At 48.8% G+C, this 13,849-nt stretch carries 11 protein-coding genes; 6 read left to right on the top strand and 5 right to left on the bottom strand.

Annotated features, from left to right (window positions below):
* Window positions 1–70 precede the first annotated feature (70 nt).
* On the top strand, window positions 71–1,939 hold the full coding sequence (gene acs / locus ACKU40_RS15100) for an acetate--CoA ligase (protein ID WP_407944292.1): 1,869 nt from the start codon (window positions 71–73) through the stop codon (window positions 1,937–1,939).
* On the opposite strand, the gene ACKU40_RS15095 is transcribed toward acs, so the two are convergent.
* Window positions 1,917–2,807: a LysR family transcriptional regulator gene (locus ACKU40_RS15095; protein WP_320173623.1), complete on the bottom strand. Its 891-nt coding sequence runs from the start codon at window positions 2,805–2,807 to the stop codon at window positions 1,917–1,919. The two genes, acs and ACKU40_RS15095, sit on opposite strands and share 23 nt — an antisense overlap.
* A 98-nt stretch (window positions 2,808–2,905) precedes the next feature.
* Here ACKU40_RS15095 and ACKU40_RS15090 point away from each other — a divergent pair, with 98 nt between their 5' ends.
* Entirely contained in the window at window positions 2,906–3,172 is a 267-nt protein-coding gene (locus tag ACKU40_RS15090) for a hypothetical protein (RefSeq protein WP_320173622.1), read from the top strand.
* A 33-nt stretch (window positions 3,173–3,205) separates the two neighbouring features.
* The gene (locus tag ACKU40_RS15085) at window positions 3,206–3,538 is read left to right on the top strand and encodes a multidrug efflux SMR transporter (RefSeq protein ID WP_320173621.1); all 333 of its coding nucleotides are present in this window, start codon (window positions 3,206–3,208) and stop codon (window positions 3,536–3,538) included.
* 88 nt (window positions 3,539–3,626) lie between these two features.
* Here ACKU40_RS15085 and ACKU40_RS15080 read toward each other — a convergent pair whose 3' ends face one another.
* The 3 genes from ACKU40_RS15080 to ACKU40_RS15070 are packed head-to-tail and all read right to left on the bottom strand — an operon-like array spanning window position 3,627 to window position 7,379.
* Complete coding sequence (locus ACKU40_RS15080; protein ID WP_320173620.1) at window positions 3,627–4,304, bottom strand: DUF47 family protein; 678 nt, start codon at window positions 4,302–4,304, stop codon at window positions 3,627–3,629.
* Between the two features lie 19 nt (window positions 4,305–4,323).
* Window positions 4,324–5,559, bottom strand: coding sequence for an anion permease (locus ACKU40_RS15075; RefSeq protein WP_320173619.1), 1,236 nt, complete (start codon window positions 5,557–5,559; stop codon window positions 4,324–4,326).
* Window positions 5,559–7,379, bottom strand: a complete 1,821-nt coding sequence (locus tag ACKU40_RS15070; protein ID WP_320173618.1) for an ATP-binding protein — start codon at window positions 7,377–7,379, stop codon at window positions 5,559–5,561. Before ACKU40_RS15070 ends, ACKU40_RS15075 begins: the two co-directional genes overlap by 1 nt.
* 344 nt (window positions 7,380–7,723) lie before the next feature.
* Here ACKU40_RS15070 and ACKU40_RS15065 point away from each other — a divergent pair, with 344 nt between their 5' ends.
* Window positions 7,724–7,966, top strand: a complete 243-nt coding sequence (locus tag ACKU40_RS15065; RefSeq protein WP_320173617.1) for a phage regulatory CII family protein — start codon at window positions 7,724–7,726, stop codon at window positions 7,964–7,966.
* Between the two features lie 13 nt (window positions 7,967–7,979).
* Here ACKU40_RS15065 and ACKU40_RS15060 read toward each other — a convergent pair whose 3' ends face one another.
* The gene (locus tag ACKU40_RS15060; RefSeq protein ID WP_320173616.1) at window positions 7,980–10,661 is read right to left on the bottom strand and encodes a cyclic nucleotide-binding protein; all 2,682 of its coding nucleotides are present in this window, start codon (window positions 10,659–10,661) and stop codon (window positions 7,980–7,982) included.
* Window positions 10,662–10,828: 167 nt separating this feature from the next.
* Here ACKU40_RS15060 and ACKU40_RS15055 point away from each other — a divergent pair, with 167 nt between their 5' ends.
* Both ACKU40_RS15055 and rlmN read left to right on the top strand, forming a co-directional pair.
* A complete protein-coding gene (locus tag ACKU40_RS15055) occupies window positions 10,829–12,763 on the top strand; it encodes a glycosyltransferase family 39 protein (protein WP_320173615.1) in 1,935 nt (644 codons plus the stop codon).
* Between the two features lie 17 nt (window positions 12,764–12,780).
* The gene (gene rlmN, locus ACKU40_RS15050; protein WP_320176391.1) at window positions 12,781–13,815 is read left to right on the top strand and encodes a 23S rRNA (adenine(2503)-C(2))-methyltransferase RlmN; all 1,035 of its coding nucleotides are present in this window, start codon (window positions 12,781–12,783) and stop codon (window positions 13,813–13,815) included.
* The last annotated feature ends 34 nt before the right edge of the window (window positions 13,816–13,849 follow it).

The following is a 13,849-nucleotide window of genomic DNA, read 5'->3' as shown; positions in this document are numbered from 1 at the left end:
ACAGTTCTTGGGGTAAAGCACGTTTTAAATTTCGAGGTGTCTTTGGCTGGATTAACTAATGGAGGGCGTAGTGGATCATAAAGAAACACTGGACAGCCTGTTGCACGAAGAGAGAGTCTTCCGCCCCCTGCCCCAAATGCTTATTGAGGCAGGAATCAATCCGCAGGATCTGCGCGCAGCGCGGGAATTGGCGGAGGTGGACCTCTGTTCCTATTGGGAAGAAGCAGCTGAAGAACTGGACTGGTTCAAAAAATGGGAACAGGTCTGTGACATTTCCGATGCCCCCAATTACCATTGGTTCAGCGGAGCGCGCTGCAATATTGTCTACAACGCCCTTGATCGCCATATCGAGACAGTTAACAAGAATCGTCTGGCTTTGATCTGGGAAGGTGAGCCGGGTGATTCCCGCCAATATACCTATTATGAACTTTATCGGGCAGTGAACCGTTTTGCCAACGGCCTGAGAGGGCTTGGCGTAGGTAAAGGGGACCGGGTCGTCCTTTATATGCCCCAGCTTCCTGAAACGGTAATCGCCATGCTGGCCTGTGCCCGTATCGGGGCCGTGCATTCCATGGTATTTTCCGGTTTCTCAGCACTACTGCTGCGCGAGCGTGTCCGGGAAGTTGACCCCCGTGTGGTTGTTACTGTGGACGGTTTCTATCGCAACGGTCAGGTTATCCGTCTCAAGGAAGAGGTTGATCGAGCCCTGCTTGATGATCCTGCACAGAATCTGGAGTCTGTCGTTGTGGTCCACCGGGCCAACGTGGACGTGAACATGGATTCCGCCCGCGACTGCTGGTACGAGGATCTTGTCCGTCATGAACGCCCCCACGCTCCTGCCGAGATTATGGCAGCCGATGATCCTCTCTTCATCATGCACACTTCCGGCACTACGGGGAAACCCAAAGGTTTGGTCCATTCCCACGGCGGTTACATGGTCGGTGTGCACCGCACCTTCAAATGGGTTTTTGATCTCAAGCCCACAGATATTTTCTGGTGCTCCGCTGATCCGGGATGGATCACCGGGCATAGCTACCTTGTTTACGGCCCTTTGCTGGCCGGAACGACTACCGTCATGTATGAGGGGCACTCCCTCTATCCGCAGGCGGACCGACTCTGGAATATTGTTTCCAAGTACGGGGTTACTATTTTTTATACCTCGCCCACCCAGATCAGAACCCTTATGCGGTTCGGGCACCGCTATCCGGAACAGCACGATCTTTCTTCCCTGCGTATTCTCGGTGCGGTTGGTGAGCCGTTTAATACCGAAGCATGGCTCTGGATGTACGAGAATATAGGTAAGGGCCAGTGTCCGGTACTGGATACATGGTGGCAGACCGAAACCGGAATGATCATGATCAGTCCGCTGCCGGTATCTGTGCTGAAGCCCGGTTCCGTAACCAGACCCCTGCCCGGCATTGATGCCGATGTTGTGGATGCTGAGGGTAATCCCGTACCTGATGGCAAAGGCGGTTTGCTGGTGATCAAGAAGCCGTGGCCGGCGATGTTCAGCGATGTGATCGGTGATCGTGAAGAGGTCATGGCCCACTATTGGAAGCGCATACCGGGCATGTTCTATGCCGGGGACGTTGCCCGCAAGGATGAGGACGGCTATTTCTGGATTCAGGGACGCGCCGACGATGTGCTTAATATTTCAGGACACCGTATTGGAACCGCCGAGGTTGAATGTGCGCTGACCAAGCATCCGCAGGTTGCGGAAGCTGTTGTGGTCGGTGTTGCAGACAAGATCAAGGGGCAGGTTGCCAAGGCTTATGTGACCCTGAATCATGGATTTGTGGAGTCCGATGACCTGCACCGGGAATTGAAAGAGCAGGTCAGTCGCGAACTCGGTCCCATCGTGATAGTGCGCTCTGTAGAATTCAGGGATGAGCTGCCCAAAACATCCAGTGGGAAGATCAAGCGTTCTGAGTTGTGTTGACCTCTCGCTTCAGTCCCATTTCCGAACTGATAAATTCGGCAAAAGAAGAAACGACCTTGGAACTGCGTCCGGGAGGATAGCGCAGGGCCATGTGTACCGGCGCTATCTCAGGCAGGCCGTCCATGGGAACTGCGTGGCGGCATCCTTCCACCTGTGTATCTTTGGTCACCGGGGCAATGGCGATCCCGGCTTTGACTGCGCCTGTTACACCTGCAAGGCTCGGGCTGCGGTATACCACTCTGTGTTTTCGCGAATTTTTATCCAGAGCTTCCAGCGCATTGTGGCAATAGCAGCACTCCTGATGGTACAAGGCCAGCGGAAGGACTTCCACGTCTGCCGGATTCATAAGTTCAGACATAATCCAGACCAGTTCCAGCGGAATTGAATTCGCTGAGCTTTGACTTTCTGTTGTAATCATCAAATCAAGTTTCCGGTCATTAAGCAGGGGATCCAGCTTGTAGGTGTCATCGCAAAGGACTTCGACCTGCACCATAGGGTGCGACATGGCAAATCTCTTAAGCGCACTGGGCAAATGCTGCGTTGCATAATCGTCAGGCGCTCCGATGCGAACATGTCCGCTCAGTTCCGGCTGAACTATGGCTGCAACAGCTTCATCGTACAAATCAAGAATCTTCCGTGAATACCCGTATAGGATCTCACCTTTCGGGCTTAAAATAGCCTTTCTTCCTTCCCGGACAAATAGATCATATCCAAGCTCTTCCTCCAATCGCTTGATCTGGAGGCTGACAGCGGCCTGAGTACGGAATACCAGTTTGGCCGCTTGGGTGAAGCTGCCGGTGTCTGCGACGAGTATAAATGAACGCAGTATGTCCGGAGGAAGTTGTCCTAAGATGTTTTGATTAGCCATGTTTATGGATTGCATAAAAACGATTAATTTGTCTAATTTTATTTTGTGGAGCATATTCCGGAATCGGGAATTCATTTAGATAAATCAGAGAGTAATAAGTGAAACCACTCGTTAAAGTTCGTCTGCTTCAAATTGTTGCTGAAAATGAATTAATCACCTCAGATGCCCTTTTCGAAATCATTGCTCAGGAGTATCAGGGTGAACGCTTCGTAACGCCGGAGAATTTAGATGAGTACCTGCGGTCTTTTGCCACGCGGGGGCTACTGGAGACGAGGCAGATGAATGCGTTCACATTTGACGGTGTAGAGCAGAAAATGTGTCGTGTAACTGATATGGGAAAACGAAGCCTGAAGGCTTTGTTGTAGTGAAATTACAAATGATAAGGAAACAGGGCAATAATGACGGCCTATGCGTATCTGATTATAGCAATTGTATTTGAAGTTGTGGCAACCAGTGCCCTGAAAGCTTCTGAAGGTTTTACCAGGATGGTACCCAGCATTATCGTGGTGGTAGGGTATGTCGCTACATTCTACTTTTTTTCATTGGTGCTCAAAACCATGCCGGTTGGTGTTGCGTATGCAATCTGGTGCGGGCTGGGAATTATTCTGGTTACTCTCATGGGTATTTTTCTATATGGCCAGACTCCTGATTTACCGGCCATTTTGGGAATGGCCCTTATCTTGATCGGTGTGTGCGTCATTAACTATTTTTCCAAAACTATTGTTCATTAAACTTACTTCCTCCCTAACAGCAAAGCCCCTCCTGCAAACATAGGTTCGCAGGAGGGGCTTTGTTTATTCTATTTAATGAAACAGATTCTTATCTGGCAATCATAGCCCTGAGCATGTCGGCGCAGGTTTCAGACTGATGCGCCATTTCGTTGAGGCAATCTACGAAATGCATGAGCTGGTAGATGTCTTTGAAGTCCATGTCGGAATTGTAGATCTTTTTGGCCAGTTCCCTACGCATTTCCATTGAGCGGGCGTAGTGCTTACGGACCTTGCGGAACTTGTTCTTGGTGCCTTCACGGTCAATGGACTTTCCGTTGTTGAGAGCAATGGTTGCTTTCAGTGCAGGTCCAAGGCTGGTTGTAGTGTCGTTGACCTCGGAGAGCAGCAGGATCAGATCTTTCTGGTATTCAGAAGGGATAGCTACCTTGCGCATTGCCAGCCAGTGCAGTGCTTCCTGAGCGTTGTCCAGAATGTTGTCCTGACTGCGGGTGTAGTTGAAGAACAGAACCTTATCCACGGACATGAACATGGAGTGCGGCAGGTGGTTGCGGATGGAACGTTTGATTTTATCTGCTTGGGATTCAACTTTATCAATCTGTTCAATCAGTTCATTGAATTCGCGGCAGGTGTCGTTTCCGGCAACATAGCATTCAACGGAATCGTTGATAATGTGGATGCACTCAGCAATTTTGTTGTAGTGCTTGACCAGCCCGTCCATGGGGTCCTTGTTAACGATAAGGCCTAAGAAAGGAAGACGAAAGTGCATAATGTTCTCCTTGTGTTATCTAGATGAAAGCCCATTTGAGCAGGCTGAAAATTGTTATACTTGTGATCGCGGCTATGGGTACAGTGAGCACCCAATAAAGCACGATTCTTCCGAGGATTTTAAAGTTTACCGCTGAAAAACCTCTTGCGAGACCTACACCAACAACTGCACCCACTGCTGCGTGGGTGGATGATACCGGTAATCCGAGGTTGGATGCTGCCAGTACGGTTGAAGCTGCACCGAAGTCAACTGCGAACCCGCGGGTATTGGTCAGCACGGTGATTTTTTCACCCACAGTACCCATAACCTTGTGACCCATGAGGGAGATACCGATGGCGATACCCAGTCCGCCCATGACCAGCAGGCTCATGGGGACATCGGCTTTAGCCAGCAATACGTGTTCCTTGGATATAAGGTAGATTGCTGCTACCGGTCCGATTGCGTTGGCAACATCGTTTGCACCCTGTGAGAGGGCTACGTAACATGATGTCCCCACCTGCAGTTTGCGGAAAGTTTCTTCCACAGCCTCAGCTCCCTGTTCGGGATCTCCAACCAGTTTATTTACGGCCAAGCGCCCTGCAAACCATACCAGCGCGGCGATTCCGAACCCTAAAGCCAGGGAACCGATGAAGGGCAGTTTTAAACTTTTACCCATGGGGGTCTTATATAGGAATGAAAGGGAAATTAGCAGAACTGTCAAGCCCATCCATATAGGAGCCCATTTTTGTGCCTGACGGATGAAGTCTTTTTTGAAGAGAATTGTCTTCCTGATATGCGTGAAAATGGCAAAGGCAATGGTTGCTGCAAAGAATGGTGAAATAATCCATGACATCACAATTCCGACCATTTTAAACCAGTTAACCACATCCGGACCGCCTGCAACAAGGCCGAAGCCGAGGATGGCGCCGACAATGGAGTGGGTGGATGAGACCGGCAAGGCCGTAAATGTTGATATGAGTACCCATAATCCCGCTGCCAGCAAAGCTGAAAACATACCGATCATTATTAATTTCGGATCGGAGATGGCTGCCGGATTGATGATTCCCTTACTGACCGTTGCGGTCACATGGGAGCCGAGGAAAACCGCTCCCGCAAAGTTCAGGGTCCCTGCGATCAGTACTGCCTGCCGGATTGTGATGGCTTTTGCTCCAACGGCCGAAGCCATGGAGTTGGCTACGTCGTTTGCGCCAAGGTTAAAAGCCATCATGAACCCTGCAAACAGGGACATGTAAAAAAACAGATCGTAAATATCCATTAGAGATAATCCCCTTGTTGTGAATCCTTAGCGGACTCATAAGCTTGTTCAGCTGCTACCGGGAGTTTCACACAGAATGAAGACCCGGTACCTGTTATCGCGTCAACCGGGCTTTCCACCCAGATGTCGCCGTTGAAGTTACGAGCAAGACTGCGGCACAATGCCAGTCCCAATCCGGAACTGCCGTGCCCCACAGCGTTTTCATCCAATTTGAAAAATCTTTCGAAAATACGTTCTTTGTCAGCTGCCGCAATTCCCGGTCCTTCATCAACAATCCTGATTATTGCGAATTCATGGTCAGCTTCAGCCTGAACCATGACACCGGTGTTCTCAGGTGCATACTTGATGGCGTTCTCGATAAGGTTGTCGAAAATCTGGACCAAGCCTTCACTTGTCCCGGTGATTTTTATTTGCGGTATTTCACTTTTGCTGAGGCTGATATTTTTGTTTTCCGCCAGAGATTGCAGGTTGGCCATGCTCAGCGCAATACATTTTTGCAGATCGGTAGGTTTGGTGCGCAGTTTTTTGCCTGAATATTCACTGCGGGTCAGGGCAAACATGCTGGTAATGACCTTGGACATGTGGTTGGCATTATCAAGTATGGTTCCAAGGAAGCTGGTCAGGATTTTTTTATCCTGCGGCGGGTTGTCGATCAGGGTTTCGGAGTATCCCTTGATACTGGTAAGCGGAGTGCGCAACTGGTGTGAGGCATTGGAAACAAAATCGCGGAGGATTTTTTCCATCCGTCTCATTTCGCTGATATCATGAAAGACAAGGATCAGTTTGCGACGGTTCTTGTAATCAGCATAGGAACAAATCGTTACATTCATGGACCTGCCGTCAGCAAGGTCTACAATCAGGGAGTCGGAATTGTTGTCGCTGCCATGTTTGAGAACTTTATCCACGGCATCCTGAATTTCATGGCGGGTCAGCACTTCAAGGGGGACCCGGCCCACAAATTCCTGAGTGTTCGGAACAAGTTCAGTCATGGATTTGTTGACTGATTCAATTTTTCCTTGCGGGTCGAGAACCATGATGCCTTCAGTCATGTTTTCGAACATAGCGTCAAGCTGGTTGCGTTGATCTTCAATGATGCGGATGTGGCCCTGAATCTTCTTGGCCATGGTATTGATGGATTTTGCCATCAATTTATATTCACCGCCGGGAATTATCCTGATGCGTTTGCTGTAGTCGCCTTCCCCGATTGCCTGAGCTGTGGCGGAGACTTCCTGCACAGCAGAGGTGGTGCGTTTGCCGATAAATATCAGAAGAATTGCGGAGCCTACAGCCAGCATGGCGAGGAGCACTGAAAAGTGGATCATAACCCTGTCCAGCCGTTCTCCGATTATGGAGTAGGGCAGTGCCAGCCTGATAAATTCCCCGTTGTCACCGATTGATTTGGCAACGTATAACATGCGCGTCTGCAGGGTTTTGCTGTAGCGGATGTCCTTCCCGGTCTCGCTGGACTCTGCTGCAATAACTTCAGAACGGTTGGAGTGGTCGTCAAGTTCAGGGAGTCTGCTTGCCTCCACATTGGAGTCGGCAAGGACCCTGCCTTGTTTTATATAGGTGATGCGGACATCAAGCTGGGAGCCCAGTTCTGTTATTTCATTCTGGAATGCGGGAGTGCCGGGACTGACCGGGCTGTGGCTGATTTTCCAACGGACATAATTAAGGAGCCTGGAGGTGTTTTGCCTGCTGGAAGCTGTAAGCTCTTCTGACACCGTTCCATAATAGAACCAGAAAGTCAGCAACAGGGCGCATAGCAGTACTGCCCAGCCCCAAAGCAGAATCTTCATATGTAGTGATGTCTTAGGCAAAAATATTCCTCCCTGAGGGTCGTCCAGAATAGAAATGTTACTTCGCTGATTGTCACAGGGGAGTAACAAGCATGTTAATATGGTTAGGTCAAGTTTTGTTACAAAAGTGTATTACTTATCTATATCTCTGAAATATTTGTAGAAGATTGTTCATGGTGGGTTTAGTTTGCTAAATATGATTGTTACAATACAGTGACAATCGCTTTTTGTCAGCGGAGTGTTCATGTGATGGGCTGAATCAATGGGGCTCAGTGAAGCCGCAGATGGAATGTTGAACGGAGTTGAGTTTTAGTTTATTAGAGCTCCTAAAGGTTAGTTAACTGATAATTATAAGGCAGAAAATAATGTCGAAAAAAGTAGAAAAAGCAATTCAAGATTTGGTTATGAATGGTCCGGTGCCATTGGAAGAATTGGCAGAACGGCTGGGAAAGACTCCCAAAACTTTGGCTCGCGAAGTTAATCCGGAAGATAAAAAAGCCAAACTGGGCGCTGAGACCCTTGTTGAAATCATGCGTATTACTGGCGGTGTTGAGCCGTTGCGCCTTATGGCTGAAGAGTTGGATTTTACAATTGAGTCGGTTGATTAGGGCTGTATTGCCGTTAGGGACGCAAGGTCGGCAAAAGCCATATATTGCTATTGTATTTGAAATCTATGGATAGACCGGAATAGTTGTTATATCCGGTAGTAATTTTTTTCTCTTCGTTAAGATAGACTCCTTCCATTTCTATAAAAGAAGTTTTTTCCGGTACGGTTGTGCTGTTTGTTATGCCGCTTAATTTGAGAGCGGCGTCTTTAAGCCGTGGTGAAATTTTAGCTGCGGCAAATTCCTGAAGAGCATTTTTCCTTTCTTCTCCGGCCATTGACGAGATTATTTTACCTAACTCAGCAATTCTTCCTTCTTCAGGATTGCTGTCCAGAGCTTCATCATAGAGATCGTCAGCTTCTTCACGCATGCCCAAGGCCAGATTAATTCGTGCAAGGTTGTTGAGCAATCTTCCTTGGTCTCCTTCATTCAAATCCACAGCAAGTGCATACAGTGATGCCGCCCGTTTCAGAGTGGCGGTGGAGTTTTTATACAATCCGACAATAGCAAGGCCGTCAGCTTTCAGGGACACAGCCTCTTCTCTGCTTGGGGTATCTGAAAAACTGGATCTTGCAGCCTGTTCCAGAGCTTTGGAAAGTGGTTCGGAGGGAGCGAGTGCCATTTCACGGATCAACAGATTCAGCTGCAGGAATCTCGGCTTTAAGCCTGCCTTGACGGACATGGGGCGCGAAATAAGCTCTCTGGCTTCAGCCCTGTTGCTTGAGTCTGTGGAAAAGTAAAGGCCCGCTGAAATGATTTCAGGTTGCTTTCCCATTTCAGCATCAAGCAGCATGGTCTGTTGGAACATGTTTTCAAAGGCTTCTGTATCGCTCATAGCAGGGTAGGCCAGCCATTCTCCGAGCACGTTGACTCCGGCTTTGATCAGTCTTGCCTGCGGCATGTTGAATCTTTCATAACCGGCAGCATACTCCAGAGTTTTCGGCAGGATAAATCTTGTGGCTGATGCTTCTTCAGAACTGCGGCCTTCAATCCGGATGGTCGGCAGGGCTTCAGCTGTGATGCGTTCCATCTTGTAGGCCAGTGCAAGTTCATAGAAATAACGGTCTTTATTGTTCATGCGTTCTGCCCGTTCAAGATAAGGCCTTACCGAGAGCAGGCTGCCTGTCCGTTGGAAGGCAAGGCGGGCAAGTCCGGTAAAAGGTCGGGCATCATCAGGTTTCATACCGTTAAGCATGTGGAAAAGAGGTTCCGCGAGGTCTGGCCTGTCCAGCAGGATGAGTGCGTTTCCTTTTTTAAGTTGCAGCTCAAATGTGTCCTGATCTGATATGGAGAGTGCTGTTTCACAAAGATTTGCCCTGCGGGGCAGGGAACTGATCTGGCGGCGTAGCTCCTCGTCGAGGTCCGGGTTGGCCAATAGCGGTTTGAGCTGTGTGGCTGCTGCTCCACCGGCTTCAAGGTCAAGGTTGCTGTACTGCGCTTTGGCTGCTGTCAGCAGCATTTCAGGGGCAACCGGGAGTGATGAAATTGCAATGGCACCGCTTAGCAGAGGAGCTGCGCGGGTAATGTCTTCTGCTTTCAGAGCCTGCTCCCCAAGTGAGTATAAAATCCACGGGACTACCGGGGAATGAATGCGGTCATGGAAAATACGGGAAGAAAGTATCAGTTGGGTTTCAAGTGTTGTTTCATATGCCTGGGTCAAAAATTCAATGCGTTCCAGATTATTTTCAAGTGTGTGCGGGCCGTTCTCATTCTGGGCAACATTTTGCTGCAATCCTTCGGAGATAGCACGGATTGTCTGGGAATCCAGCATGGAGCAGAGTTTCAGCAGGATAATACACATATCGCGGCATAGGACGTCATGTTTTGAAATGTTGTTCCTTATTGCTGCGGCCACAACTACCAACTCTTCCACATCTTCCAGATTTAGCTGGTGTTCGTTGTTACGTAAACGGGTCAGGATATCTTCGGCACGGTAAGCCAGATATCCACTGCAAGTCGCATTACATAGTCCGGGAAATTGGTCTTCTGAAATAGCCGGAAATTCGGGCAGGTCTAAATCGGCAGGGCCGAGGATATTATCCAGTACTGCTTTACCGGGACCGGGCATGCTGGCAGGGATGATTGAATCCTTTTCCTGAACAGAAATTTTTACCTTTCGTCCGTCCGGTCCGGGGGTCAGGTATATGCGGACTTTTTCAAATAGACCGCAGTTCTCGAGGATGATCCGGGCGGCGATAATTTTTTGCGGAGTGGCATCCTCTCCGGGCAGGATTTGTGCCAGAGCCATTACTGCGTTTGGAGTAAGCCGGGAGTCTCCACTGACGTCGATTGAGGCAACAGACTGGTTTGAAATTAAATGTGCAGCTGAATCAGCAAGTCTGTTGGCTGCAGGTTCCGAACTGCTGCCGCCGATCTGTTTCCCTTTAATGAAAACTTCGGGTTCAAGGTGAAAGTTATCGGTAAGTAAAGCGGAGAAAGATGTTCCGTTCTCATCTCTTATCATCAAGCCTGAAAGGGTGTACCTTGACTCAGGCTGCTGTTCTGTGCAGTTTGCACAACTAAATCCTGCCGCTGTTAACTGCTGTTGGATAGTGGCTTTGAATTCCTGAGAAGGTTGCCCTGAAGGAGTAAGGAAATCTCCGATGGAGATGTGCGTGGACGAGGCTTCGGCTGCTGCGGGCAGCAGGGAAATAAGAAAAGCTAAAAAAAGAAGTTTTACGGAAATTGGAAAACGCATCTCAGCCTCTTGGTAAATATAAGTAAGATATGGCTTAATAAGTAACCTATCACGGCCATTTAATCCAGCCCCGCATGCTTCGACTTGGAGGGAGAACTCTGGTACAGGTAGCCGACATAGTGAACATGAATTTTTTTTAAAATATAGTTTGGAATCGGGATCAGCAAATGGATAATACACCTGAGTCAGGTCTTAATGGATTTTGTCGGAAAAACTGGGCGTTGCTGCTGGGCATGCTGCTTCTTTTTTCTGCCGTGGTTTCTTTTTACGGAACTTGGCTGAATTATTTTTACGATATTGACGAACCGAAATATGCCCGTGCTGTGTATGAAATGATCCACAGCGGCAACCTGCTGGCTCCCATGTTCGACGGCATGCCGAGAATGGAGAAGCCGCCGCTGACTTACTGGGTAATGTATCCTTTTGCGTGGCTGGCTTCACTTGACGGTTTCAGCGGTAATATTTTGTCCTTACTACGTTTGCCTACGGTTATTTGCTCAGTGCTCATGGTGCTGGGAACATCTATGACCGGGCGTAAGCTGTTCGGTCCGGCAACAGGGCTGCTGGCCGGGATGATCCTGCAAAGTTCGGTTCTTTTCAAATTCATGGCTGTGATGATGAAGGTTGACGTGGTTTTCGCTTGCTGCGTGACTTGGGCCACTTATTTTTATTTACAACGTTACCTTGGAGACAAAAGTGCCAAGGTTGCAGTTGGCGGTGCTGTATTGACCGCTTTGGGGGTGCTGGCCAAAGGTCCTTTCGCATTCCTGCCATTGGCCGGTTATGCTCTGGCAGTGGGGATTCGTCACAATGTAAACATGAAGAATGAGTCCGGCGAGTCCTCATCATTTGTGTCCGCCATGAACATCAAAGGTCTGGTCGCTGCTAAATGGGCTGACCGTAATATCCTGTTACTCTGGTTTACTGCCGGGTGCGTTCCATTCTTCCTCTGGCTTTACGTTGCATGGCTTAGTTCCGGTTTTGACTACACTCAGGGGCTGGTCGGGCAGTTTTTTCATAATACGGCCTCCACAAGTTCCAAGGTTACGGATAAGTTAAGCCATCTTGATCCTTACTTCGATACCTTGACCGTTATTTTTTTCCCGTGGGGCGGTTATGTGTTTGGGACCGTTTACGGAATCTGGCGCAGTATCAGGGAGAAGTTTAATGAAAAGTATGTCTTCATGGCTTGTTTGTTTCTGGTCTACCTGATAATTTTTACCCTGCTTTTCAAGCTCAAGTCCAACCGCTACATGCTGCCTATACTGCCGTTGTTGTCCATTCTGGTGTGTGACTGGCTGGTCAATGCCAAGAGGGATAAAGCGTATCGAACCCTTTTTGAGATGGGTTTTGTCTGGATTCTGTCCATGGCTGCCATGCTCGGTTACCGCTCGTTCAAATCCATGAGTGTTTCGGTGAACCTTGCGGACCGTGTTCCTGTGGGCCAGTATATGGATTTGATGCTTCCTTTCTTTATTGCTCTGGGCGGTTTCTTTTTGGTCATGCTTATTGTGAGCATTAAGCAATCCCAGCGGCCGGCAGTGCATATTGTAGTCGGATCACTGGCAATCACGGTGGTAATGCCTTTTTATTACAAAGCATTGCCGTCTTATGCCTCCTTAACTGTAAATAGGCCTATACCTATTCTGGCTCAGGCGGTTACTGATAGGATCGCCGAGTTTTCCAATAGTGATACTCTGGTTATCCACCGTCCGTTCTTTATTAAGACTTTTCCCGATGTGGCCTACTACCTTAAAAAGCTTGATAAGGATGGAAACTGCATGTACTCGCTCGGTTCCGGGGCGCGTGCCGGTGATCTGCTTCAGGTTCTGGCGACCCCACAGATTGCGGCAGAGTTGTTTAAAAAAGAACACCCGGATGCAGAAAAATATCCGGTCTACCAATACCTGAAGAACAAGAAATTCAAAAATGCAGTGTTGCTGCTTTCTTCTGTGGATTACTATACAATAAAACCTTTCATGGATTCCCTTCCCCCCATGATTAAAAGTCTTATTGAAATTGAGGAGAGGGAGTTACTGACAATTAAATGGCTTAAAGAAAAGATTTTTATTGTCCGTTTTAATCCGGGTAAAATGAAATAATGTCAGATAATAACAAAATGATAGATATACTTGATTTGGAATACAGCGAGCTTGAAAGCTTTGTTTCGCAGGAGCTTAAGGCTCCCCGTTTCCGTACCGACCAGATCTGGCAGTGGCTTTGGCAGAAAGGCGTCGAAGATTTCGATTCCATGACCAACATTGCCAAGAATCTGCGTGATGAATTGAAGTCCAGGGCGGTTATTAATCATCCGCAGGTGGATGTGGTTCAGACCAGTAAGGACGGGACCATCAAGCTGCTCCTTCGCCTTAACGACGGCGCACTGGTGGAGACAGTACTTATTCCCATGGAAGGTCGTTACACCCAGTGCCTGTCCACTCAGGTCGGCTGCGCCATGGCCTGCACATTCTGCAATACCGGGTTAATGGGTTTTGAGCGTAACATGTCCATGTCCGAGATGCTCGGTCAGGTCCTTGCGGGACGTAAATACCTGCGCGAAAACAATCTTGATCCGCTCAAGAATCTTGTTTTCATGGGTATGGGTGAACCGCTGCTCAACCTCGATAATCTGATTCGAACCCTGCGCAACTTGAACAACCCTGACGGACTTTCCTTTGTGCCCCGGCGCATAACAGTTTCTTCCGTTGGTTTCGTCAAGCAGCTGGAAGAGCTGGGCAAGACCGGGCTGACTCTTCCTGCAATTTCCCTGCATGCCCCCACACAGGAACTGCGAGAAAAGATTATGCCCAAAGCCGCCAAGACTCATATTGAAGACCTGCTGGCAGCCATGGACCGTTTTCCGCTCAAGCCGAGGGAGAAGGTCACTTACGAATATCTCCTGCTGGGCGGAGTCAACGATTCCATTGAGCACGCCAAACAGTTGGTAAAACTGCTCGGACACCGCCGTTGCAAGGTTAACCTTATCGCCTACAACCCCGGCGACGAGCCGCTCTACAAGGCTCCCACAAGAGAGAAGGTTCTGGCCTTTGAAAAATATCTCTGGGATAAGAAGATAACCGCAACTATCCGCAGGTCCATGGGACAGGATATCAAAGCGGCTTGCGGGCAGCTGAAAGCTGATCAGATGAAATAATAAAAAGGGGGTAGTTAAAAACTACCCCCTTTTT

The sequence above is a fragment of the Maridesulfovibrio sp. genome (assembly GCF_963666665.1).
Lineage (GTDB): Bacteria > Desulfobacterota > Desulfovibrionia > Desulfovibrionales > Desulfovibrionaceae > Maridesulfovibrio.
This window is presented reverse-complemented; position numbering and strand designations above follow the sequence as displayed.

Excerpts from the sequence above, each read along its gene's own strand:
- ACKU40_RS15055 (WP_320173615.1), top strand. The coding sequence starts at position 10,829 with ATGGATAATACACCTGAGTCAGGTCTTAATGGATTTTGTCGGAAAAAC.
- ACKU40_RS15075 (WP_320173619.1), bottom strand. The coding sequence starts at position 5,559 with ATGGATATTTACGATCTGTTTTTTTACATGTCCCTGTTTGCAGGGTTC.
- rlmN (WP_320176391.1), top strand. The coding sequence starts at position 12,781 with ATGATAGATATACTTGATTTGGAATACAGCGAGCTTGAAAGCTTTGTT.
- ACKU40_RS15085 (WP_320173621.1), top strand. The coding sequence starts at position 3,206 with ATGACGGCCTATGCGTATCTGATTATAGCAATTGTATTTGAAGTTGTG.
- ACKU40_RS15065 (WP_320173617.1), top strand. The coding sequence starts at position 7,724 with ATGTCGAAAAAAGTAGAAAAAGCAATTCAAGATTTGGTTATGAATGGT.
- ACKU40_RS15060 (WP_320173616.1), bottom strand. The coding sequence starts at position 10,661 with ATGCGTTTTCCAATTTCCGTAAAACTTCTTTTTTTAGCTTTTCTTATT.
- ACKU40_RS15080 (WP_320173620.1), bottom strand. The coding sequence starts at position 4,304 with ATGCACTTTCGTCTTCCTTTCTTAGGCCTTATCGTTAACAAGGACCCC.
- ACKU40_RS15095 (WP_320173623.1), bottom strand. The coding sequence starts at position 2,807 with ATGGCTAATCAAAACATCTTAGGACAACTTCCTCCGGACATACTGCGT.